Source organism: Pseudomonas sp. B26(2017) (assembly GCF_002113045.1).
Lineage (GTDB): Bacteria > Pseudomonadota > Gammaproteobacteria > Pseudomonadales > Pseudomonadaceae > Aquipseudomonas.
Genome location: NZ_NEJJ01000003.1, coordinates 299,750 through 321,551 on the forward strand (window position 1 = coordinate 299,750; position 21,802 = coordinate 321,551).

23 protein-coding genes and 1 tRNA gene are annotated in these 21,802 nt (G+C 59.9%); 6 read left to right on the top strand and 18 right to left on the bottom strand.

Features of this window, described 5'->3' with window-relative positions; translation table 11 throughout:
• Positions 1-60 precede the first annotated feature (60 nt).
• From gcvH to CAF79_RS06695, 6 genes are all read left to right on the top strand, one after another.
• Complete coding sequence (gene gcvH, locus CAF79_RS06670) at positions 61-444, top strand: glycine cleavage system protein GcvH (RefSeq protein ID WP_007951190.1); 384 nt, start codon at positions 61-63, stop codon at positions 442-444.
• Positions 445-454: 10 nt separating this feature from the next.
• Positions 455-3,307, top strand: a complete 2,853-nt coding sequence (gene gcvP, locus CAF79_RS06675) for an aminomethyl-transferring glycine dehydrogenase (protein WP_085697164.1) — start codon at positions 455-457, stop codon at positions 3,305-3,307.
• Positions 3,308-3,382: 75 nt separating this feature from the next.
• Entirely contained in the window at positions 3,383-4,759 is a 1,377-nt protein-coding gene (locus CAF79_RS06680) for an L-serine ammonia-lyase (RefSeq protein ID WP_085697165.1), read from the top strand.
• A 116-nt stretch (positions 4,760-4,875) separates the two neighbouring features.
• Positions 4,876-6,000, top strand: a complete 1,125-nt coding sequence (gcvT, locus tag CAF79_RS06685; protein WP_085697166.1) for a glycine cleavage system aminomethyltransferase GcvT — start codon at positions 4,876-4,878, stop codon at positions 5,998-6,000.
• Between the two features lie 405 nt (positions 6,001-6,405).
• Positions 6,406-6,618, top strand: coding sequence for a cold-shock protein (locus CAF79_RS06690; RefSeq protein WP_011335634.1), 213 nt, complete (start codon positions 6,406-6,408; stop codon positions 6,616-6,618).
• Between the two features lie 97 nt (positions 6,619-6,715).
• Complete coding sequence (locus tag CAF79_RS06695; protein ID WP_085697167.1) at positions 6,716-7,204, top strand: RDD family protein; 489 nt, start codon at positions 6,716-6,718, stop codon at positions 7,202-7,204.
• Positions 7,205-7,262: 58 nt separating this feature from the next.
• Here CAF79_RS06695 and nadA read toward each other — a convergent pair whose 3' ends face one another.
• The 18 genes from nadA to CAF79_RS06785 all read right to left on the bottom strand — a co-directional run bounded on the left by nadA (position 7,263) and on the right by CAF79_RS06785 (position 21,681).
• Positions 7,263-8,321, bottom strand: a complete 1,059-nt coding sequence (nadA, locus tag CAF79_RS06700) for a quinolinate synthase NadA (RefSeq protein WP_039766022.1) — start codon at positions 8,319-8,321, stop codon at positions 7,263-7,265.
• A gap of 271 nt (positions 8,322-8,592) precedes the next feature.
• Positions 8,593-8,668 (bottom strand) — tRNA-Lys (locus tag CAF79_RS06705).
• 63 nt (positions 8,669-8,731) lie between these two features.
• Complete coding sequence (gene queC, locus CAF79_RS06710; RefSeq protein WP_085697168.1) at positions 8,732-9,424, bottom strand: 7-cyano-7-deazaguanine synthase QueC; 693 nt, start codon at positions 9,422-9,424, stop codon at positions 8,732-8,734.
• Between the two features lies 1 nt (position 9,425).
• Positions 9,426-10,073 (bottom strand): 7-carboxy-7-deazaguanine synthase QueE, encoded by a 648-nt coding sequence (gene queE, locus CAF79_RS06715; RefSeq protein ID WP_007951198.1) that lies wholly within the window; start codon positions 10,071-10,073, stop codon positions 9,426-9,428.
• Positions 10,074-10,238: 165 nt separating this feature from the next.
• Positions 10,239-11,084, bottom strand: a complete 846-nt coding sequence (gene ybgF / locus CAF79_RS06720) for a tol-pal system protein YbgF (protein ID WP_085697169.1) — start codon at positions 11,082-11,084, stop codon at positions 10,239-10,241.
• 6 nt (positions 11,085-11,090) lie between these two features.
• Complete coding sequence (gene pal / locus CAF79_RS06725) at positions 11,091-11,588, bottom strand: peptidoglycan-associated lipoprotein Pal (RefSeq protein ID WP_003178634.1); 498 nt, start codon at positions 11,586-11,588, stop codon at positions 11,091-11,093.
• A gap of 52 nt (positions 11,589-11,640) precedes the next feature.
• Positions 11,641-12,921, bottom strand: a complete 1,281-nt coding sequence (tolB, locus tag CAF79_RS06730; RefSeq protein ID WP_166742344.1) for a Tol-Pal system beta propeller repeat protein TolB — start codon at positions 12,919-12,921, stop codon at positions 11,641-11,643.
• A gap of 17 nt (positions 12,922-12,938) precedes the next feature.
• Positions 12,939-14,018, bottom strand: coding sequence for a cell envelope integrity protein TolA (gene tolA / locus CAF79_RS06735; RefSeq protein ID WP_085697170.1), 1,080 nt, complete (start codon positions 14,016-14,018; stop codon positions 12,939-12,941).
• The gene (tolR, locus tag CAF79_RS06740; RefSeq protein WP_162803534.1) at positions 14,018-14,470 is read right to left on the bottom strand and encodes a protein TolR; all 453 of its coding nucleotides are present in this window, start codon (positions 14,468-14,470) and stop codon (positions 14,018-14,020) included. Before tolR ends, tolA begins: the two co-directional genes overlap by 1 nt.
• A 23-nt stretch (positions 14,471-14,493) precedes the next feature.
• Positions 14,494-15,189, bottom strand: a complete 696-nt coding sequence (gene tolQ / locus CAF79_RS06745; RefSeq protein ID WP_007912733.1) for a protein TolQ — start codon at positions 15,187-15,189, stop codon at positions 14,494-14,496.
• Positions 15,179-15,646 (bottom strand): tol-pal system-associated acyl-CoA thioesterase, encoded by a 468-nt coding sequence (ybgC, locus tag CAF79_RS06750; RefSeq protein WP_007951203.1) that lies wholly within the window; start codon positions 15,644-15,646, stop codon positions 15,179-15,181. The genes tolQ and ybgC overlap by 11 nt, the downstream gene beginning before the upstream one ends.
• A gap of 127 nt (positions 15,647-15,773) precedes the next feature.
• Entirely contained in the window at positions 15,774-16,835 is a 1,062-nt protein-coding gene (ruvB, locus tag CAF79_RS06755; protein WP_085689401.1) for a Holliday junction branch migration DNA helicase RuvB, read from the bottom strand.
• Positions 16,836-17,444 (bottom strand): Holliday junction branch migration protein RuvA, encoded by a 609-nt coding sequence (ruvA, locus tag CAF79_RS06760; protein ID WP_007951205.1) that lies wholly within the window; start codon positions 17,442-17,444, stop codon positions 16,836-16,838.
• A 114-nt stretch (positions 17,445-17,558) separates the two neighbouring features.
• The gene (gene ruvC / locus CAF79_RS06765) at positions 17,559-18,086 is read right to left on the bottom strand and encodes a crossover junction endodeoxyribonuclease RuvC (RefSeq protein ID WP_007951206.1); all 528 of its coding nucleotides are present in this window, start codon (positions 18,084-18,086) and stop codon (positions 17,559-17,561) included.
• A 158-nt stretch (positions 18,087-18,244) separates the two neighbouring features.
• Positions 18,245-18,991, bottom strand: a complete 747-nt coding sequence (locus tag CAF79_RS06770; RefSeq protein WP_085697172.1) for a YebC/PmpR family DNA-binding transcriptional regulator — start codon at positions 18,989-18,991, stop codon at positions 18,245-18,247.
• Positions 18,992-19,114: 123 nt separating this feature from the next.
• Positions 19,115-20,890: an aspartate--tRNA ligase gene (gene aspS / locus CAF79_RS06775; protein ID WP_085697173.1), complete on the bottom strand. Its 1,776-nt coding sequence runs from the start codon at positions 20,888-20,890 to the stop codon at positions 19,115-19,117.
• A 108-nt stretch (positions 20,891-20,998) separates the two neighbouring features.
• On the bottom strand, positions 20,999-21,220 hold the full coding sequence (locus CAF79_RS06780; protein WP_007951210.1) for an FmdB family zinc ribbon protein: 222 nt from the start codon (positions 21,218-21,220) through the stop codon (positions 20,999-21,001).
• A 113-nt stretch (positions 21,221-21,333) separates the two neighbouring features.
• Complete coding sequence (locus CAF79_RS06785) at positions 21,334-21,681, bottom strand: ribbon-helix-helix domain-containing protein (RefSeq protein ID WP_085697236.1); 348 nt, start codon at positions 21,679-21,681, stop codon at positions 21,334-21,336.
• Positions 21,682-21,802 lie beyond the last annotated feature (121 nt).

The window sequence follows — 21,802 nt, forward strand, 5'->3', positions numbered from 1 at the left end:
GCATTGCCGCCCGAGTATTCCACCGCGTCCACCAGACGAGTCTGGCCCCTAGGAGATTCCATGAGCGAGTTGCGTTTTACTGAAGATCACGAATGGCTGCGCGCCGAAGCCGATGGCTCTGTCACTGTTGGCATCACCGCTTTCGCGCAGAACGCCCTGGGCGACGTGGTGTTCGTGCAACTGCCTGAATTGCAGGCGTACGAGAAAGGCGCCGAAGCCGCCACCGTGGAATCGGTAAAAGCCGCCAGCGGCGTTTACATGCCACTGGACGGTGAAGTCCTGGCCACCAACCCGGCCCTGGAAGACAGCCCTGAACTGGTCAACGAAGATCCGCTGGGCGAAGGCTGGTTCTTCCGTTTCAAGCCGGCCGACGCATCGGCCGTCGCCAAGCTGCTGGATCAGGACGCCTACGACCGCCTGATCAAAGCCCAAGCCGAAGCCTGAGGAACCTGACATGACCCAAGTTAATCTCGGCACCGCCAACGAATTCATCACCCGTCACATCGGCCCGCGCGCCGGTGACGAGCAAGCCATGCTCAACAGCCTCGGCTTCGACTCGCTCGAAGCCCTGAGCGCCAGCGTCATCCCGGAAAGCATCAAGGGCACCAGCGTGCTCGGCCTCGACGACGGCCTGAGCGAAGCCGACGCCCTGGCAATGATCAAAGGCATCGCCGGCAAGAACCAGTTGTTCAAGACCTACATCGGTCAGGGCTACTACAACTGCCACACGCCGTCGCCGATCCTGCGCAACCTGCTGGAAAACCCGGCCTGGTACACCGCTTACACCCCGTATCAGCCAGAAATTTCCCAGGGCCGTCTCGAAGCGCTGCTGAACTTCCAGACCCTGATCAGCGACCTCACCGGTCTGCCGATCGCCAACGCTTCCCTGCTCGACGAAGCCACCGCCGCTGCCGAAGCCATGACCTTCTGCAAACGCCTGAGCAAGAACAAGGGCAGCCACCAGTTCTTCGCCTCGGTCCACAGCCACCCGCAAACCCTCGACGTGCTGCGCACCCGTGCCGAGCCACTGGGCATCGACGTGGTCGTGGGCGATGAGCGTGAACTGACCGACGTGACGCCTTTCTTCGGCGCGCTGCTGCAATACCCGGCCAGCAACGGTGATGTGTTCGACTACCGCGAACTGACCGAGCGCTTCCACGCCGCCAACGCTCTGGTGGCCGTGGCTGCCGACCTGCTGGCCCTGACCCTGCTGACTCCACCGGGCGAATTCGGCGCGGACGTGGCCATCGGCAGCGCCCAACGCTTCGGCGTACCGCTGGGCTTCGGCGGCCCGCACGCTGCTTACTTCTCCACCAAGGATGCGTTCAAGCGCGACATGCCGGGCCGTCTGGTCGGTGTCTCGGTTGACCGCTTCGGCAAGCCGGCCCTGCGTCTGGCGATGCAGACCCGCGAGCAACATATCCGCCGCGAGAAGGCCACGTCGAACATCTGCACCGCACAAGTGCTGCTGGCCAACATCGCCAGCATGTACGCCGTGTACCACGGCCCGAAAGGCCTGACCCGGATCGCCAACCGTGTGCATCACCTGACCGCGATCCTGGCCAAGGGCCTGAGCGCCCTGGGCGTGACCGTCGAGCAAGCCAGCTTCTTCGACACCCTGACCCTGGCCACCGGCGCGCAAACTGCTGCGTTGCACGACAAGGCTCGCGCTCAACAGATCAACCTGCGCGTGATCGATGCCCAGCGTCTTGGCCTGTCGGTCGACGAAACCACCACCCAGGCTGATATCGAAACCCTGTGGGGCCTGTTCGCCGACGGCAAGACCCTGCCGGACTTCGCTGCTCTGGCCGCTGCCGCGCAAAGCACCATTCCTGCCGCGCTGGTTCGCCAGTCACCGATCCTCAGCCACCCTGTGTTCAACCGTTATCACTCGGAAACCGAGCTGATGCGCTACCTGCGCAAGCTGGCGGACAAGGACCTGGCCCTCGATCGCACCATGATCCCGCTGGGTTCGTGCACCATGAAACTCAACGCCGCCAGCGAAATGATTCCGGTGACCTGGGCCGAGTTCGGCGCCCTGCACCCGTTCGCCCCGGCCGAGCAAAGCGCCGGTTACCAGCAACTGACCGACGAACTGGAAGCGATGCTCTGCGCCGCCACCGGTTACGACTCGATCTCCCTGCAACCGAACGCCGGTTCCCAGGGTGAGTACGCAGGTCTGCTGGCAATCCGCGCCTACCACCAGAGCCGTGGCGAAGACCGTCGCGACATCTGCCTGATCCCGTCGTCCGCCCACGGCACCAACCCGGCGACCGCCAACATGGCCGGCATGCGCGTGGTCGTGACCGCGTGCGACGCCCGTGGCAACGTGGACATCGAAGACCTGCGCGCCAAGGCCATCGAGCACCGCGAACACCTCGCCGCGCTGATGATCACTTACCCGTCGACTCACGGCGTATTCGAAGAAGGCATCCGCGAAATCTGCGGCATCATTCATGACAACGGCGGCCAGGTGTACATCGACGGCGCCAACATGAACGCGATGGTCGGCCTCTGCGCACCGGGCAAGTTCGGCGGCGACGTGTCGCACCTGAACCTGCACAAAACCTTCTGCATCCCGCACGGCGGTGGCGGTCCGGGCGTCGGCCCGATCGGCGTGAAATCGCACCTGACTCCGTTCCTGCCGGGCCACGGCCACATGGAACGCAAGGAAGGCGCGGTCTGCGCAGCACCGTTCGGCAGCGCGAGCATTCTGCCGATCACCTGGATGTACATTCGCATGATGGGTGGCGCAGGTCTCAAGCGCGCTTCGCAACTGGCGATCCTCAATGCCAACTACATTTCCCGTCGCCTGGAAGAGCACTACCCGGTGCTGTACACCGGCAGCAACGGTCTGGTGGCGCACGAGTGCATCCTGGATCTGCGTCCATTGAAAGACAGCAGCGGCATCAGCGTCGATGACGTCGCCAAGCGCCTGATCGACTTCGGCTTCCACGCCCCGACCATGTCGTTCCCGGTGGCCGGCACGCTGATGATCGAGCCGACCGAAAGTGAATCCAAGGAAGAACTGGACCGCTTCTGCGACGCCATGATCCGCATCCGCGAAGAAATCCGCGCAGTGGAAAACGGCACTCTGGACAAGGACGACAACCCGCTGAAGAACGCGCCGCACACCGCTGCAGAGCTGGTTGGCGAGTGGACTCACCCGTACAGCCGCGAACAAGCGGTGTACCCGGTGGCGTCGTTGATCGAAGGCAAGTACTGGCCGCCGGTCGGTCGCGTCGACAACGTGTTCGGCGACCGTAACCTGGTCTGCGCCTGCCCGTCGATCGAAAGCTACGCTTGACCTGTGAGGGGGCGGGTTCGCCCGCCCCTTTCATGCGAGCCTGATGTGCCTATAACAAGAAACCGGAGAACAACCATGTCGTTAAGCGTGTTCGACCTGTTCAAGATTGGCATCGGCCCCTCCAGCTCCCACACCGTCGGCCCGATGCGCGCAGCTGCGCGTTTCGTCGAAGGCCTGCGTCGGGAAAACCTGTTGTCGGCCACTACCAGCGTCAGGGTCGAGTTGTATGGATCCCTCGGCGCCACCGGCAAGGGTCACGGCAGCGACAAGGCCGTGCTGCTGGGCCTGGAAGGTGAACACCCGGACACCGTGGATACTGAAACCGTCGCCGCACGTCTCACGCAGATTCGTGGCAACGGGCGTTTGAACCTGCTCGGCGAACACAGCATTGCGTTCAACGAGAAAGAACATCTGGCAATGATCCGCAAACCGTTGGCCTATCACCCCAACGGCATGATTTTCCGTGCCTTCGATGCGGCGGGATTGCAGATCCGCAGCCGCGAGTACTACTCGGTCGGCGGTGGTTTTGTGGTCGACGAAGATGCGGCCGGTGCCGACCGCATCGTCGAGGACGCCACCCCGCTGACCTTCCCGTTCAAAAGTGCCAAGGACTTGCTCGGTCACTGCACCACCTATGGCCTGTCGATCAGCCAGGTGATGCTGACCAACGAAAGCGCCTGGCGCCCGGAAGCGGAAACCCGCGCCGGTCTGCTGAAGATCTGGCAAGTGATGCAGGACTGCGTGGCTGCCGGCTGTCGCAACGAAGGCATCCTGCCAGGCGGCCTGAAGGTCAAGCGGAGGGCGGCGGCGCTGCACCGGCAACTGTGCAAGAACCCGGAATCGTCGCTGCGCGACCCGCTGTCGGTGCTGGACTGGGTCAACCTCTACGCCCTCGCCGTCAACGAAGAAAACGCCAATGGCGGGCGCGTGGTTACGGCACCGACCAACGGCGCGGCGGGGATTATTCCCGCCGTATTGCATTACTACATGCGCTTCATTCCCGGCGCGAACGATGACGGCGTGGTGCGCTTCCTGCTGACTGCGGCGGCCATCGGCATTCTGTACAAGGAAAACGCCTCGATTTCCGGCGCCGAAGTCGGCTGTCAGGGCGAGGTCGGTGTGGCCTGTTCGATGGCGGCCGGCGCGTTGTGCGAAGTGCTCGGCGGCAGCGTGCAGCAAGTGGAAAACGCTGCCGAAATCGGCATGGAACACAACCTCGGCCTGACCTGCGACCCGATTGGCGGACTGGTGCAAGTGCCGTGTATCGAGCGCAACGCCATGGGCTCGGTCAAGGCGATCAATGCCGTGCGCATGGCCATGCGCGGAGACGGGCAGCACTTCGTCTCCCTCGACAAGGTCATCCGCACCATGCGCCAGACCGGCGCCGACATGAAAAGCAAATACAAGGAGACCGCCCGTGGCGGTCTGGCGGTCAACATTATCGAGTGCTGACAGACGCCCTCTCCCTATGGGAAAGGGATGAATAAATTTCCTCTCCCGACGGGAGAGGGTCGTAATGAGCTCCCTCTCCCTCCGGGATAGGGTTGGTGTGAATCAAGGAGTCACGCATGTCCACCGAACAACTGTCGAAAACCCCGCTGCACGCTCTGCACATCGAACTCGGCGCCCGCATGGTGCCGTTTGCCGGCTACGACATGCCGGTGCAATACCCGCTGGGCGTGATGAAAGAACACCAGCACACCCGTGAGCAGGCCGGGCTGTTCGATGTCTCGCACATGGGCCAGATCCGCCTGACCGGCGCCAATGCCGCCAAAGCTCTGGAGACCCTGGTACCGGTGGACATCATCGACCTGCCAGTGGGCATGCAGCGCTACGCGATGTTCACCAACGAAACCGGCGGCATCCTCGATGACCTGATGGTTGCCAATCTGGGCAATGACGAACTGTTCCTGGTGGTCAACGCCGCGTGCAAGGATCAGGACCTGGCCCATCTGCAAAAACACATCGGCGATCAATGCACCATTACCGAGCTCTTCGAAGCACGCGCCCTGCTCGCCCTGCAAGGCCCGGCCGCCGTGACCGTACTGGCACGCCTGGCGCCGCAAGTGGCGAAAATGACTTTCATGCAATTCGCCCGCGTGACTCTGCTGGGTGTAGATTGCTTTGTCAGCCGTTCGGGCTACACCGGTGAAGACGGTTTCGAAATCTCGGTTCCGGCAGCCGACGCGGAAAAACTCGCCCGCGCCCTGCTGGCCGAACCGGAAGTCGCCGCCATCGGCCTCGGCGCCCGTGACTCGCTGCGCCTGGAAGCCGGTCTGTGCCTGTACGGCCACGACATGAACACCGAGACCACCCCGATCGAAGCCAGCCTGCTGTGGGCAATCTCCAAGCCTCGGCGTGCCGACGGTGCGCGCGCCGGTGGTTTCCCCGGCGCTGAGCAAGTCTTCGCTCAACAGCACAATGGTGTTCAGCGCAAACGTGTCGGCCTGCTGCCGCAAGAGCGTACGCCGGTCCGTGAAGGTGCAGAGATCGTCAACGAAGCGGGCGAGATCGTCGGCAGCGTGTGCAGCGGCGGCTTCGGCCCGACCTTGGGCGGCCCGTTGGCCATGGGTTACCTGGACAGCGCCTACGTTGCACTCGATACGCCAGTTTGGGCAATTGTTCGTGGGAAAAAGGTGCCATTGCTTGTAAGCAAAATGCCATTTGTTCCACAACGCTACTATCGCGGTTGATTGACTGTTTCTATAAGTAACGCGATTGCGTTATGCGTGCACTAATGTGTAACGCAATCGCCATAAAACAGTGCACTCAGTTTACTTTCGTTTCGAATATGAACTTGGTTTATAACGTTCGAAAACAATTGAACGAGCTAATCGTATAAGCCGGTCTAGTGGACCTACCAAAGTGCCGGCAAGCGCAGGAAACCCGGGGCCTTAACGGGGCTTGTTTTTCCTCCCGTAGTTGGCGTAGAGTTTGTCCACTGTGTTTGCATGGGTCAGCTTGGAATCGTGACCTGGGCAGTAGCCTACAAGTTAGCTACATCCCGTTCGACGTCTTCTTACTCTCCTGCAACCAGCCCCAGTACTCTTTCATGAGGAAGAGACTGTCATCAATTTTTGCGTCAAAGGAAATAAGAAATGTCCCAACGTCAGAGCGGTACCGTCAAGTGGTTTAACGACGAGAAAGGTTTTGGTTTTATCACTCCAGAAAGCGGTCCGGATCTGTTCGTGCATTTCCGTGCCATTCAGGGCAACGGCTTCAAGAGCCTGAAAGAAGGCCAGAAAGTGACCTTCGTTGCAGTGCAAGGCCAGAAAGGCATGCAGGCTGACGAAGTTATCGCAGAAGCCTGATTTTCTGTTACGAAAAAGCCCCTGATATTGATATCAGGGGCTTTTTTGTGGGCGCAAATCCGTAAAATGGCGCTTCACTTTCCGTCCAGAGGCCGCCATGTCGAAACACCTGCTCACTCCCCAGGGCGATTTCCCCACCGTCGGCCTGGGTCGTCGTCTGGCAGCGATGTTCTATGACTTTCTATTGTGCACCGCCCTGCTGATCGTGACGGGTGGCGTCTACAAGATGATTCAGGCGGCAATCATCGGCGAGGAGCGTCTGCGGGTTCTGACTGACGCCGGGCAGCTGGATGGCGATCCGCTGTACTCCACAGTGCTGCTGCTGGTGCTGTTCGGCTTCTTCGCCAAGTTCTGGACTCACGCCGGGCAGACCCTGGGCATGCAGGTCTGGGGCATTCGCGTGCAGAACGCTGATGGCACTGCGATCAGCCTGTGGCAGGCGTTGCTGCGGTTCATGGTATCGATTGCGTCGTGGCTGTGCCTGGGCCTTGGGTTCTTCTGGTCGCTGTTCGACAAACAGAAACGCGCCTGGCATGACATCTACTCCGACACGCAGCTCGTGCGAATCCCGAAAAAGACCAAATAATCCTCCAGATGCAAAAACGCCCCGATCCAATCGGGGCGTTTTAGTTTGCAGCTCAGAGTCAGGCGTTGCCGGCCAGCTTCATCCGCGCGGCCTGAGTGAAATCGAGCATGCGCTTGAGCGGGCGGATCGCCTGTGGGATCAGGGCCGGGTCGACGAAGATCTCGTTCGAGCCTTCCTTCAGGCACTTGAGGGTGCGCTCAAGGGTGTTCATGGCCATCCACGGGCAATGTGCGCAACTGCGGCACGCCGCGCCGTTACCGGCGGTTGGCGCTTCGATGAAGACCTTGTCAGGGCACAGCTGCTGCATCTTGTAGAAGATGCCGCGATCGGTGGCGACGATCAGGGTCTTGTTCGGCAGCGATTGAGCGGCGGCGATGAGCTGGCTGGTGGAGCCGACGGCGTCCGCCAGTTCGATCACCGAGGTCGGCGACTCCGGGTGCACCAGAATGGCAGCGTCCGGGTACAGCGCCTTCATGTCTTCCAGCTGCTTGGACTTGAACTCTTCGTGGACGATGCAGGCACCGTCCCACAGCAGCATGTCGGCGCCGGTCTGACGCTGGATATAGGTGCCCAGGTGCTTGTCCGGGCCCCAGATAATGGTTTCGCCGTTATCCATCAGGCTTTCGACGATTTCCAGTGCGCAGCTGGAGGTCACTACCCAATCGGCCCGGGCTTTGACGGCAGCCGAGGTGTTGGCATACACCACCACGGTGCGTTCCGGATGCTGATCGCAGAACGCCGAGAACTCGTCCACCGGGCAACCCAGATCCAGCGAGCAGGTCGCCTCCAGGGTCGGCATCAGCACGCGTTTTTCAGGGTTGAGAATCTTCGCGGTCTCACCCATGAATTTCACGCCGGCGACCACCACGGTCTTGGCCGGATGGGCATTGCCGAAGCGGGCCATTTCCAGGGAGTCGGAAACGCAACCGCCGGTTTCTTCGGCGAGGGCCTGGATGATCGGATCGCAATAAAAGTGGGCAACCAGCACCGCGTCCTGAGCCTTGAGCTCGGCGGCGATGGCGGAACGGTAATAGGCCTCTTCCTCGGCCGTCAGCGGCTTGGGCTGCTTGGCGTCGAGGTGGGCTTGTACCAGAAGGCGTTCGGAAATCTGCGTCATGTTCGCAAGACCTGCAGGCGCATTCGCGCGAAAGTCGAGTATACACCCGGCTCCGGACCGCTTGAGGGTACCGCCGGGAAAGTGAGTATTATCAGGCACGGACAGCATTGAAGCTGCGCAAGGCTACAGAATATCCCGGTGATACAAAAGATGATTCTGACCTGCGTCACGGCGGGAAGAAACGAAGGGTCGGATGCCTGAATCGCAGGCAAAAAAAAATCCGGAAATCCTCACTTTCGTGGGCCTTCCAGACTTTTAAAAACAGCAAAAATGGTGGGTCGTGTGGGATTCGAACCTACGACCAATTGGTTAAAAGCCAACTGCTCTACCAACTGAGCTAACGACCCGCTGTGTGGTGGCGCGTATAATACTGATTTTTAAGGACTATTCAACACCTAATTTAAAAAAAATCAAAAATAAGGTGTCGGGTCGCTGATTCCGGCCGTCGCGAAGCCTTCTGCACGCAGTCGGCAGCTGTCGCATTTGCCACAAGCGCGGCCGTCATCGTCGGCCTGATAGCAGGAAACGGTCAGCGCGTAATCGACGCCCAGCTTCACGCCGGCCTGGACGATCTGCGCCTTGCTCAGGTTCTGCAGCGGTGCCTGGATGCGGAAACCATTGCCTTCCACACCAGCCTTGGTCGCCAGATTGGCCATGCGCTCAAACGACTCGATGAACTCGGGACGGCAATCCGGGTATCCGGAGTAATCCACTGCGTTGACGCCGATAAAGATGTCACGGGCGCCGAGCACTTCAGCCCAGCCCAGGGCCAGCGAAAGGAAAACCGTGTTGCGCGCCGGCACGTAGGTCACCGGAATGCCTTCGCCCAACTCCTCCGGAATATCGATGCTGGTGTCGGTCAAGGCCGAACCACCCATGCCGTTCAGGTTCAGGCCGATCACCTTGTGCTCGACCACACCCAGATCGCGGGCAACGCGAGCAGCAGCATGCAGTTCAGCGTGGGAACGCTGACCGTAATCGAAACTCATGGTGTAGCAGGCGTAGCCTTCAGCGCGCGCCATCGCCACGACCGTAGCCGAGTCCAGCCCACCCGAAAGCAGGATTACCGCACGTTTTTGGCTAGTATTCAGTTGTTCAGTCATCTCAGCGCCCCGGCTCATCATTCCATAGATATTTATGCAGCTGCAGTTGCAGGCGCACTGGCAGGTTATCCGCCACCACCCAGTCCGCCAGATCCCGAGCATTCAGGTCGTGGTGACTTGGGGAAAACAGCACTTCACCTGCACGTCGCTCGAGACCGTACTGGATCAGCTTCGATACCGCCCAGTCATAGTCCTCCCGCGAGCAGATGACAAACTTCACCTGATCGTTGGGCGTCAGCAGTTCGATGTTCTCGTAACGGTTGCGATGGGCTTCTTTGGAGTCAGGCGTCTTCAGGTCGACCACCCGACTGACCCGCGGATCGACCGCCGAAATATCGAGGGCGCCGCTGGTTTCCAGCGAGACTTCGTAGCCGGCATCGCACAATTGCTTGAGCAAAGGGATGGCGTTGGGCTGAGCCAGCGGCTCACCGCCAGTGACACAGACGTAGCGCGGGCGAAAGCCGGCCACTTGCTCGAGGATGTCGTCGAGGGTGCGGATCGTGCCACCGCTGAATGCGTAGGCGCTGTCGCAGTATTGGCAACGCAATGGGCAACCGGTCAGGCGCACAAAAACCGTGGGCAGCCCGGCAGTCCGCGTTTCCCCCTGCAACGAGTAGAAAACTTCGGTGATTCTCAATGTGTCTTGCATAGTCGCCACGGGCGTAACAGCTAAACAGGCTGTCCGCCTCCGTCAGGCACTTCAGGCAACCCCGCCAACGCGTAGATCACCAGAAGCGTGTTTCATAAAAGGGCGTGAATTCTAACGAAAAAACCCGCGACAAGCGCGGGTTTCTTCCAAACGGGTCAAACGCTGTTACATGCGTTGCAAGTCGCGCTGGGCCAACTGAGCGGCGGATGTGCCCGGATACTGGGCCACCACCTGCTGCAGAATGCCTTTGACCTTGTCGGTATGACCGAGGCGGCGTTCTACGTCAGCCAGCTTGTACAGCGAATCCGGCACTTTGGCGTGCTTGGGATACAGCTGCGAAACCTTGGCGAAAGCTTGACCTGCGCCTTGCAGATCCCCCTTGGCCAGGTTCACTTCACCCAGCCAGTACTGGGCGTTGCCCGCGTATTGGCTGTTCGGGTACTTACGCAGGAAAGCGGCAAACGCCTGGCTGGCCTTGTCGAAATCCTTGGCCTTGATCAGGTCGAAAGCTGCATCGTAATACAGCTTTTCCTTGGCCGGATCAGCCGGTTCGCCACCCGCAGCAGGTGCCTGGGCGGCAGCGGCAGCAGCGGCCCCGGCTCCAGCGGCGGCACCGGCAGCAGCACTTGCATCGCCACCGGCAGAAGAATTCTCGGGATTCGCGGCAGGTGCAACGCCGGACCCTATGCGCCGATCAAGATCCTGGTATCGCTCCAGGGATTCCTGTTTCATGCGCGAAACCTGGTTCTGCAGTTCTTCGATCACGCCTTGCTGGCGCGACAGTTGATCCTGCATTTGTTGCAGTTGGTTGAACAGCATGCCTTGTGCCGAGGCAGGGGCCGAAGCCGCTCCCCCGGCATAGGCGCCGTTCGTACCGTAACCTGCAGGCGGATAACTGCTCCCGCTATTGTTATAACCGGAGTTGTCATCGACCACAGGAACCGCAGCCCACGCCGCAAGCGGCGCGAGGCTGAGAGCCAGAACAGTTACAGCACGACGGCACGTTCGCATATCGAATTACTTACGCAGTTCGACGCGACGGTTTTGAGCCCAGGACTGCTCGTCGTTGCCGGTAGCAACTGGACGCTCTTCGCCGTAGGAAACCAGTTCCAGCTGAGCTGGGGAAACACCTTGCAGTACCAGGTAGCGCTGAACGGCTTTCGCACGACGCTCGCCCAGTGCCATGTTGTACTCACGAGTACCACGTTCGTCGGTGTTGCCTTCCAGAACAACGCGAGCGCCGTTTGCTTTCAGGTCTTTGGCGTGAACGTCCAGAGCGCGCATGGCTTCTGGCTTCAGGTCCGAGCTGTCGTATTCGAAGTAGAAGGTGGTGATTGCGCGCAGAGCAGCTTCTTCGCTCAGGGAACCGTCAACTGCACCAGTGTTTGCGCCGTAACCAGCGTTTGGATCAACAGCGCCTTCACCGGCGTTGTCGCCGCCTTTGGACGAGCAACCTACAGCTACAGCCATGGCCAGAGCCAGCGCAGCAAATTTACCAAACTTCAGCATTTCCATCGTGAAACTCCTAATGAACCCCAGTGTGTTAAGTAAAACGTAAAGCGCCGCGTCAGTTCAGGTAAGGGGACCAGGACGGTTCTCTGACTTCGCCTTGAGCGGTAGGAAGCGGGAGCCTCACGCGTCCATTAATGGACACGAGCATCAAGACTCCCCGGCCCTGCTGGCGGGTGGCGTAGATTACCATGGTGCCGTTGGGCGCAACAGTAGGCGACTCGTCCAGAGTGCTATCAGTGAGGATTTTTACACTTCCGCGCTGCAAATCCTGGGCCGCCACTTTGAAATTGGTGAAACCGTCCTGACGATGGATCATCACCAGGGTCTTTTCATCTGCCGAAAGCTTGGGGTTGGCGTTGTAGTTGCCCACGAACGTCACGCGCTCGGCACCGCCGCCACCGGCGCTGGTCTTGTAGATCTGCGGCTTGCCGCCACGGTCGGAGGTGAAGTAGATGGTCGAGCCATCCTTGCCCCAGTACGGTTCGGTGTTGATGCCAGGACCTGCGGTCACGCGGGTGATCTGACGCGAACCGAGGTTCATCACGTAGATGTCCGGGTTACCGTCCTTCGACAATACGAACGCCAGGCGATTGCCGTCCGGCGACCAGGCTGGCGCGCCGTTCAGGCCTTCGAAGTTGGTGATCTGCTCGCGGCGACCGGTGTCGATGTTCTGCATGAAGATGCGCGGACGCTTCTGCTCGAACGACACGTAGGCGATACGCTTGCCGTCCGGTGCAAAACGCGGCGACAGGATCGGCTCACGCGATTGCAGCAAGGTCACGGCGCGGGCGCCGTCATAGTCCGAGCGCTGCAGGGTGTAACGGGTGTTCTTCTCGGAGAAACGCTCGGCTGTGACGTACAGCAGGCGAGTCGAGAATGCACCTTTAATGCCGGTCAGTTTTTCGAAGGACTGATCGGAGATGTAGTGCGCCATGTCGCGCAGCTGTTCGGTGGTGCCGGACACACTGCCGTCAGCCACTTTCTGCTCGGTGGCGACGTTGAACAAAGCCCACTGCACCTGCAGACGGCCGCCGGCCGGCACGATGCTGCCGACCATCATGTATTGCGCGCCCACCGCCTTCCAGTCGCGGAAGATGATTTCGCTCGGCTGGCTTGGCTGGCTGATCATGTTTTGCTTCGGAATCGGCGAGTAGTAGCCCGAGTTGCGCAAATCGTTACCAATGATTTCAGCCATGTCATCCGGCAGGACGGCACCGCCCTGGAAACCGAACGGCACGACGGCGATCGGAGTCGCCCGATCGCTGCCGCTGGTGACCAGAATGTTCTTTTCATCCGCCATCGCGATCCCTGCCATGCAGCAGATCACGACCAGCATTCCTCGAAGAAGGTTTCTCACAAGGCTAGATCCTCAGGTGTGAATGTCATCTTGAATGAACGATACGGAGCGAAATCGCTCGGCTTCATTCCCTGCATTTCCGTCAAACGTCCAATATTCTTGACCGCTGCCACTGCAGACGCATCGAACGGACCGTCGCCACTGGACTTCGCCACGCTGACCGAAGTCACCGTACCGTCCGGCAACATGCCGATCTGCAGCACAACCGTCATGCCTTTGCGTGCCGAAGGTGGACGTGCCCAGCCTTCCGCTGCCCGCGCACGAATCAGGTCATCGAAACTGCCCGCGACTTCATCGCCCTGCTCATCGGCCAAGGCCTGCTGGCGCTGCGGCGTGTCGGAAAGCAAATCTGCCAGGGCCTGAGCCTTTTTGTCTTCGGCGGATTTACGTGCCGCTTCCTGCGCTTTCTTCTTCGCAGCATCGGCAGCAGCTTTCTTCTTCGCGTCTTCGGCGACTTTCTTCTTCGCCTCTTCAGCTTCAGCTTTCTTCTTGGCGTCTTCGGCGGCTTTCTTTTTCGCGTCTTCGACGATCTTCTTCTTGGCTTCTTCAGCGGCCGCTTTCTTGGCCTCTTCTTCAGCAGCCTTCTTGGCTTCTTCTTCGGCTTTCTTCTTGGCTATATCAGCCAATTGTTTCTCTTCTGCCTTCTTGGCCTCAGCGGCTTTCTTCGCGTCTTCGGCTTTCTTGGCTTCATCAGCCTTCTTCGCCTCGTTCGCTTTCTTCGCCTCATCGGCCTTCTTGGCTTCCTCGGCCTTTTGAGCCGCTTCTTCTTTCTTTTGTTCCGCAGCTTTCACCGCTTCCTGCTCGACCTTTTTCTGCTCCATCTGCTCGACTTCGGTCTGGCGCGCGGCGGATTTCTTCGCCTCACCCGCAATCTTCTGATTGGTCTGGGTGGTCGCCTGACTTTTCGATTTCAGCTGGTACAGGGTCGCCTGGACAATCGGCTTGGCCGGCGGCAGCTCAGGCGTCATGGCGAAACTGACAAACAGCATGCCGAACACCAGCACGTGCAAGCCAATCGCCCAGACGCTGGGCCAGAAGTAGCTTTCCGAGGCGGACGGCTCTCGCTGTTGCTGCATCAGGGCGCCTCGGTGATCAAGCCAACGTTACCGACCCCGGCTTTCTGCAACCCGCCCATGGCGCCCATGACGGAGCCATAATCGACGGACTTGTCGCCACGGATGAAGACCTGGGTACGCTTGCCGCCTTCAGTGCCGGCGCGAATGATCTTGGTCACCGCGTCGGTCATCTGTGGCAGGGTCATGGCCCGGTCCTGTTGCTTCTCGGTGTCGACTTCGCTGCCAAGGTTCCAGTAGTAGGTCTTGTCAGCCTTGATCGAAATGGTCAGCACCTGGGTGTTGTTGTCCTGCGGCAAGGCTTCGCTGGAAACCTTGGGCAGATCCACCTTCACGCCCTGATTGAGCATCGGCGCAGTCACCATGAAGATGACCAGCAGCACCAGCATCACGTCGATGTAAGGCACTACGTTCATCTCGGCGACCGGCTTGCGCTTGTGTCGGGCTCGAGTGATTAAAGCCATCGGGAAATACCTGCTTATTCTTCGCTGGTGTGCACTTTGCGGTGCAGGATCGCCTGGAATTCATCGGCGAAGGTGTAGTAGCGGCTCAGCAAGGTTTCGCTGCGGGCAGAGAAACGGTTGTAAGCGATAACGGCCGGGATTGCGGCGAACAGACCGATCGCAGTGGCGATCAGGGCTTCGGCGATGCCGGGTGCCACAGTGGCCAGGGTGGCCTGTTGTGCGCTGGCCAGACCACGGAAGGAGTTCATGATCCCCCAGACGGTACCGAACAGACCGATGTACGGACTGACGGAGCCCACGGTAGCGAGGAACGGCAGGCTCTGCTCGAGCTTTTCTTCTTCGCGGGAGATGGCGACGCGCATGGCACGGGCCACACCTTCCATCACCGCTTCAGGATCGACACCTGGCTGCTGACGCAGACGGGAAAACTCCTTGAAGCCGGCGCGGAAGATCTGCTCGACGCCCGAATCCGGATCCGGGTTGCTGCCGGCCTGACGATAGAGCTTGGACAGGTCGATACCCGACCAGAAGCGCTCCTCGAAGCTCTCCAGGGCGCGTCGACCGGCGCGCAGCAGATTGCTGCGCTGAAAGATCATGATCCATGAGGTCACCGATGCGGCCACCAGGGTCAACATTACCAACTGCACCACGATGCTGGCATTGCTGACCAGGCTCCACATGGAGGAATGGTCGACGACGTTAGCTTCCACGCTTTATCTCCTGCTTTGAGTGTGTACCCGTGCCGACCGCGTCGGCAAAGGCCGCACGCAGGTCTTCGGGAAGGGCCCGGGGTTTCAAACTGTTAGTGCGCACACAGGCCACCAGAAACTGCCCTTCGCAGAGCAGCACATTATCCGTTGCCCGCCTGACCTGCTGTCGAAAGCGCAGGCTGGCACGGTTCAATTCGATTACATCAGCGCTTACCAGAAGCTCGTCGTCCAGTCGCGCCGGCGCGTGATAACGCGCTTCGCTGGAATGCACGACGAACAACAGGTCCTCCCCTGCCAGCGCCGACTGGGCAAAGCCCAGCTCCCGGAGCCGCTCGGTTCGAGCCCGTTCCATAAACTTGAGGTAATTAACGTAATACACGATGCCGCCCGCATCGGTGTCCTCGTAATAAACGCGACAACGATGTGCGAACGGCTCAAGCCCGTTTTGCGCGCGCATACTCTAGTGCTTACTCCTCGGGTTGCCAATCCGGCCAGGCAACTGTTTTTCAATGTTCAAAGGCTTTACCGCAAAAGTACCGTCCTGAGACAGTACAAACGCTGAATAAATCGCCATTAAATGTGTATCAATCGTCCACGGCATCAAGAAACTCGTCTGCCACGGGCATTTCGCCCATTCGTGTCGGAATGTTTAAACCAAAATGCAGGTACGCGTGGCGAGTAACCACCCTGCCGCGCGGCGTCCGCATGATGTACCCCTGCTGAATCAGGTACGGCTCGAGCACGTCCTCAATGGTGTGGCGTTCTTCACTGATCGCCGCCGCCAGACTGTCGATGCCCACCGGGCCGCCATCGAACTTTTCGATCATGGTCAACAGCAGACGCCGGTCCTGATGATCGAAACCGTGCTCGTCGACATCCAGCAGGTTCAGCGCCAGATCCGCGACGGACTTGGTGATGTGCCCCTTGGCCCGGACTTCGGCGAAATCCCGCACCCGGCGCAACAACCGGTTGGCGATTCGCGGCGTGCCCCGAGCGCGGCGAGCGATCTCGAAAGACCCTTCCGGATCCAGCGGCAGACCGAGAATGCTCGCCGAACGGCTGACAATCGTCGCCAGATCAGCTGTGCTGTAGAACTCGAGGCGCTGGACGATGCCGAAACGGTCGCGCAACGGGTTGGTCAGCATACCTGCCCGCGTGGTTGCACCGACCAGGGTGAACGGCGGCAGATCGAGTTTGATCGAACGCGCCGCCGGCCCTTCACCGATCATGATATCGAGCTGGAAATCTTCCATGGCCGGGTACAGCACTTCTTCAACAATCGGCGACAGACGATGGATTTCATCGATGAACAGCACATCGTGCGGTTCAAGATTGGTCAACAGCGCCGCCAGGTCCCCCGGACGCTCAAGCACCGGACCGGAAGTGCTCTTGATCGATACGCCCATTTCCTCGGCGATGATGTTCGCCAGGGTGGTTTTACCCAGCCCCGGCGGACCGAAGATCAGGGTGTGGTCGAGGGATTCGCTACGACCACGGGCGGCCTGGATAAACAGTTCCATCTGCTCGCGAACGGTCGGCTGGCCGATGTATTCGGCCAGACTGACGGGACGTATCGCCCGATCCTGGACTTCTTCGCGCTCACGCGGACTGTGCGTGGCGGCGATCAGACGATCAGCTTCAATCACTTAAATCATTCCCTTCAGGGCGCGTCGAATCATGTCTTCGCTGCTCAGGCCTTTCTCTTTGATTGCGGAAATCGCCTTGCTCGCTTCCTGTGGCTTGTAACCCAGAGAAATCAGCGCGCTGACCGCATCATTCTCGGCGGTATTGACCGGCGCCGGGCCGTCCGGCTGGTTCGGAACCAGCGCAAACATGGCCGGCGAGGTTTCCCAGGCCTTGAAGCGATCCTTGAGCTCGACCAGCAGACGCTCGGCGGTTTTCTTGCCCACGCCCGGCACCTTGGTCAGCGCCGAGGTGTCCTGGGACTGCACGCAGCGGATCAGCTCATCGACTTCCAGACTCGACATCAAGGCCAGGGCCAGTTTCGGCCCCACACCATTGAGACGGATCAACTCGCGAAAAAAGTCTCGCTCACGCTTGCCGGCAAAACCATAGAGTAACTGCGCGTCTTCGCGTACGACCAAATGGGTGTGCAAGGTCAGCGGTTCACCGACCGACGGCAGACGATAAAGGGTGGTCATGGGCACTTCCAGCTCATACCCGAGGCCATTTACATCCAGAATCAGGTGCGGCGGCTGTTTCTCAGCCAGAGTGCCGCGCAAGCGTCCAATCACGTTTCAGATCCTTGAGCGTTGGCCAGCCGTGGGCTGGCGACCGACAGAACATGGATTTACGGCCGACGACCCAGGCGCGAAATCCACATTCCGTGAAATTGACTGCTGATGCTATCAGAGACGCAGGCGCCCGCCACGACTGCGTGCCGTTCCCAGGCCGTGCGGCAACAGACTGGAGCGGGTGTGAGCGTGACAAATGGCGATGGCCAGGGCGTCCGATGCGTCGATTTGCGGTTTGCTGGTGAGCTTGAGCATATGCATGACCATCATCTGCACCTGCTCTTTATTGGCGGCGCCGGTGCCGACCACGGCCTGCTTGACCTGGGTGGCCGTGTACTCGGCAATCTCCAGGCTCTCTTCGGCGCCGGCAACGATAGCGGCCCCACGGGCCTGCCCGAGCTTGAGCGCCGAATCGGCGTTTTTCGCCATGAACACCTTTTCGATGCCCATGGTCACCGGGCCGTAGGTCTGAATGATTTCCCGCACGCCGCGATAGACGATCTGCAGGCGCTCGTGCAGCTCGCCGGCACCGGTGCGGATGCAACCCGAGGCGACATAGATGCAACCGCCGCGTCCGGTATCGCGAACGATGCCGTAACCGGTAATGCGCGAACCGGGGTCGATACCAAGAATTAAAGTCATAACGCCTGCAGGTTCGGTAAAAGCACTGAATTCGAGATAACGCATAACAAATGTGGGAGCTGGCTTGCCAGCGATGACGGTGTGTCAGGCACCATCATTACCTGATGTGCCGACGCCATCGCTGGCGAGCCAGCTCCCACATTGCAGCCTAGCCGCTCTTAACCGAGCTGAGCGGCCACGTCTTCCGGAATGTCCGCGTTGGAGTAGACGTTCTGCACGTCGTCCAGGTCTTCCAGCATATCGATCAGCTTGAGCACCTTCTCGGCCCCCTCCAGATCCAGTTCGGCGCTGGTGGTCGGCTGCATGACGATTTCCGCGTCATCACCCTTGAAACCTGCGGCTTCCAAGGCAGTGCGCACCGCATAGAAACTGGTGAACGAGGTGAATACGTCGATCGAGCCGTCTTCGTGGCTGACCACGTCGTCGGCATCGGCTTCCAGCGCCGCTTCCGTCAGCGCGTCTTCGTCGACGCCTGGCGCAAAGCTGATCTGGCCCTTGCGTTCGAACAGGTAGGCTACCGAACCGTCGGTACCTAGGTTGCCGCCACACTTGCTGAACGCATGGCGCACAGCCGCTGCGGTACGGTTGCGGTTGTCGGTCATGCACTCGACCATCACCGCCACGCCACCCGGGCCGTAACCTTCGTAGGTCAGCTCTTCAACGTTGTCGGCTTCGGTAGCGCCGGCGCCACGGGCAACGGCACGATCGATGATGTCCCGGCTCATGTTGGCGCCCAGCGCCTTGTCCAGGGCCAGACGCAGACGCGGGTTGGAACCCGGATCACCGCCGCCCTGACGGGCCGCCACGGTCAGTTCGCGGATCCACTTGGTGAAGATCTTGCCTCTCTTGGCATCCTGGCGTTCTTTGCGGTGCTTGATGTTCGCCCACTTGGAATGACCTGCCATAACTCGCTCCGAATTCTCTTGAACAATGCCCGCCATGCAGGTGCATCGGCCAGCAAAAAAACTTGTTTTCAATCACTGCAGAAAGAAAAAAGGCGCATCCGAAGATGCGCCTTCAGGCCCGTCTTACTCGGCCTTTGGCGTCTCGCGCAAACGAATGTGCAATTCGCGCAATGCCTTCGCATCCACAACACCCGGCGCCTGCGTCATCACATCGGCAGCACTCTGGGTTTTCGGGAAGGCGATGACTTCACGGATCGACTGGGCGCCGGTCATCAGCATTACCAGACGGTCCAGACCGAAGGCCAGGCCACCGTGCGGCGGCGCGCCGTATTTCAGGGCGTCGAGCAGGAAGCCGAACTTCTCTTCCTGTTCCGCTTCGTTGATGCCCAGCTGACGGAACACCGCCTGTTGCATCTCTTTACGGTGGATACGGATCGAACCGCCACCCAGTTCGGTGCCGTTCAGCACCATGTCATAGGCACGGGACAAAGCGCCTGCCGGGTTGGCTTCCAGCTCTTCAGGCGAGCACTTCGGCGCGGTGAACGGGTGGTGCAGAGCCGAGAAGCTGCCGTCGTCGTTCTCTTCGAACATCGGGAAGTCAACGACCCACATCGGAGCCCATTCGCAAGTCAGCAGCTTCAGGTCGTGACCGAGCTTGATACGCAGCGCGCCCAGGGCTTCGCTGACGATCTTGGCCTTGTCGGCACCGAAGAACACGATATCGCCATCGACTGCGCCGACGCGATCGAGGATCACGTTCAGGTTGGCTTCCGGGATGTTTTTCACGATCGGCGATTGCAGACCTTCAACACCGGCAGCGCGCTCGTTGACCTTGATGTACGCCAGGCCCTTGGCACCGTAGATGCCGACGAATTTGGTGTAGTCGTCGATCTGCTTGCGCGGCATGCTCGCCCCGCCTGGAACGCGCAGCGCGGCGATACGGCATTTCGGATCGTTGGCAGGACCGCTGAAGACCTTGAAATCAACTTCTTTCAGCTGATCGGCCACATCGACCAGTTCCAGCGGGTTACGCAGGTCCGGCTTGTCGGAACCGTAACGGCGCATGGCTTCTTCAAAGGTCATGTGAGGGAATTCGCCGAATTCCAGATCCAGCACTTCCTTGAACAGGTTGCGGATCATGCCTTCGGTCAGGCCCATGATGTCCTTTTCGTCGAGGAAGCTGGTCTCGATGTCGATCTGAGTGAACTCAGGCTGACGGTCGGCACGCAGGTCTTCGTCACGGAAGCACTTGGCGATCTGGTAGTAGCGGTCGAAGCCGGCGACCATCAGCAGTTGCTTGAACAGCTGTGGCGATTGCGGCAGCGCGAAGAACGAACCAGCGTGGGTACGGCTCGGCACGAGATAGTCACGCGCGCCTTCCGGAGTGGCACGGGTCAGGATCGGCGTTTCGACGTCGAGGAAGCCGTTTTCGTCCAGGTAGCGACGGATGCTGGTGGTCATGCGCGAACGCAGACGCAGCTTCTCGGCCATTTCCGGACGACGCAGGTCCAGGAAGCGATAACGCAGGCGGGTTTCTTCGCCGACGTCGGAGAACTCGTTCAGCGGGAACGGCGGGGTTTCCGACTCGTTCAGCACTTCCAGCTCGTAGCCCAGCACTTCGATCATGCCCGACGCCATGTTGGCGTTGGTGGCACCGGCCGGACGCAGGCGAACCTTGCCGGTGATCTTCACGACGTATTCGCTGCGCACGCGATCGGCAGCGGCGAAGCTCTCGGCGCGATCCGGATCGAACACTACCTGGGCCAGACCGTCACGATCACGGATATCGAGGAAAATCACCCCGCCGTGGTCGCGACGACGGTGAACCCATCCGCAAAGGGTAATTTCCTGGCCTTCCAGGCTTTCGTTCAGTTGGCCGCAATAATGGCTGCGCATCATGGTAGTGGTTCGCTTCTCGTAATTCGAAATTCGGTGGAGATCCGGTTGCACTCAAGCAATGTGCAATCTGTGGAAACTCGCGCGTGTCGTTCGACCTGGGTTTGAACCCTAGTCAGATTTGTCGCCACCGGCCAGATTCTTCTTCGCGCCGGTCTTGAAATCGGTTTCGTACCAGCCGCTGCCACTGAGGCGAAAGCCCGGCATCGACAGTTGCTTCTTGAGTTCCGGCGCCTGGCAGGCAGGGCAATCGACCAATGGTGCGTCACTGATCTTTTGAATGGCTTCCAACTGATGACCACAGGAAGCACATTGGTAATCGTACATCGGCATGGGGTTGTCTCGGCAATCAGATTGCCAGCACACGCAGGGCTGTGCGGCGAAAGAGCGGGATTATATCCATTAAATGCGGCCTGTGCAGCCGGAAGACTGCACAGGCCGTCTTGTCAGTGACAACCCGCGGCGGGCGTCCCCGGAGAATCCCGCAGGCCATGCACCACGCACACCACCCGCACCAGACCGCTGAAGTTTTTCACCCCGCCATGGCGCAGGTGCACTTCACGATCGACACGGGACAACAGCGCGCCGACCGAACAGCAATTGTCTTCGGCCATCCGGCCTAGAATATTCCAGTAAACCTGCTCCAGCCGCATGCAGGTCGCGAACCCGTTCAAGCGTACCGATCGGGACAGTGGCCGGATCAACTCCATGTCGAACCCGCCGAGAAACGGCTCCCCGAACTTTTCCTGCTGCAAATCGACTGCAATATCTCGTCGCCTGCCTCCACCTTCCATATAGCTGACACTCCTTTGCCATTTTGCGCCTGTGTTCAAGGCGAAATCCTGTGACCTCATTAAAAGCGCAGGTGCAAAGGCGGATCCAGACGACTTATTGACCATCCACGTAGGATAAGCC

Bases quoted from the DNA above. Each gene is read 5' to 3' on its own strand.
- gcvH (WP_007951190.1), top strand. From the start codon at position 61: ATGAGCGAGTTGCGTTTTACTGAAGATCACGAATGGCTGCGCGCCGAA.
- gcvP (WP_085697164.1), top strand. From the start codon at position 455: ATGACCCAAGTTAATCTCGGCACCGCCAACGAATTCATCACCCGTCAC.
- CAF79_RS06680 (WP_085697165.1), top strand. From the start codon at position 3,383: ATGTCGTTAAGCGTGTTCGACCTGTTCAAGATTGGCATCGGCCCCTCC.
- gcvT (WP_085697166.1), top strand. From the start codon at position 4,876: ATGTCCACCGAACAACTGTCGAAAACCCCGCTGCACGCTCTGCACATC.
- CAF79_RS06690 (WP_011335634.1), top strand. From the start codon at position 6,406: ATGTCCCAACGTCAGAGCGGTACCGTCAAGTGGTTTAACGACGAGAAA.
- CAF79_RS06695 (WP_085697167.1), top strand. From the start codon at position 6,716: ATGTCGAAACACCTGCTCACTCCCCAGGGCGATTTCCCCACCGTCGGC.
- nadA (WP_039766022.1), bottom strand. From the start codon at position 8,321: ATGACGCAGATTTCCGAACGCCTTCTGGTACAAGCCCACCTCGACGCC.
- queC (WP_085697168.1), bottom strand. From the start codon at position 9,424: ATGACTGAACAACTGAATACTAGCCAAAAACGTGCGGTAATCCTGCTT.
- queE (WP_007951198.1), bottom strand. From the start codon at position 10,073: ATGCAAGACACATTGAGAATCACCGAAGTTTTCTACTCGTTGCAGGGG.
- ybgF (WP_085697169.1), bottom strand. From the start codon at position 11,084: ATGCGAACGTGCCGTCGTGCTGTAACTGTTCTGGCTCTCAGCCTCGCG.
- pal (WP_003178634.1), bottom strand. From the start codon at position 11,588: ATGGAAATGCTGAAGTTTGGTAAATTTGCTGCGCTGGCTCTGGCCATG.
- tolB (WP_166742344.1), bottom strand. From the start codon at position 12,921: ATGCTGGTCGTGATCTGCTGCATGGCAGGGATCGCGATGGCGGATGAA.
- tolA (WP_085697170.1), bottom strand. From the start codon at position 14,018: ATGCAGCAACAGCGAGAGCCGTCCGCCTCGGAAAGCTACTTCTGGCCC.
- ybgC (WP_007951203.1), bottom strand. From the start codon at position 15,646: ATGCGCGCGCAAAACGGGCTTGAGCCGTTCGCACATCGTTGTCGCGTT.
- ruvC (WP_007951206.1), bottom strand. From the start codon at position 18,086: ATGACTTTAATTCTTGGTATCGACCCCGGTTCGCGCATTACCGGTTAC.
- CAF79_RS06770 (WP_085697172.1), bottom strand. From the start codon at position 18,991: ATGGCAGGTCATTCCAAGTGGGCGAACATCAAGCACCGCAAAGAACGC.
- aspS (WP_085697173.1), bottom strand. From the start codon at position 20,890: ATGATGCGCAGCCATTATTGCGGCCAACTGAACGAAAGCCTGGAAGGC.
- CAF79_RS06780 (WP_007951210.1), bottom strand. From the start codon at position 21,220: ATGCCGATGTACGATTACCAATGTGCTTCCTGTGGTCATCAGTTGGAA.
- CAF79_RS06785 (WP_085697236.1), bottom strand. From the start codon at position 21,681: ATGGAAGGTGGAGGCAGGCGACGAGATATTGCAGTCGATTTGCAGCAG.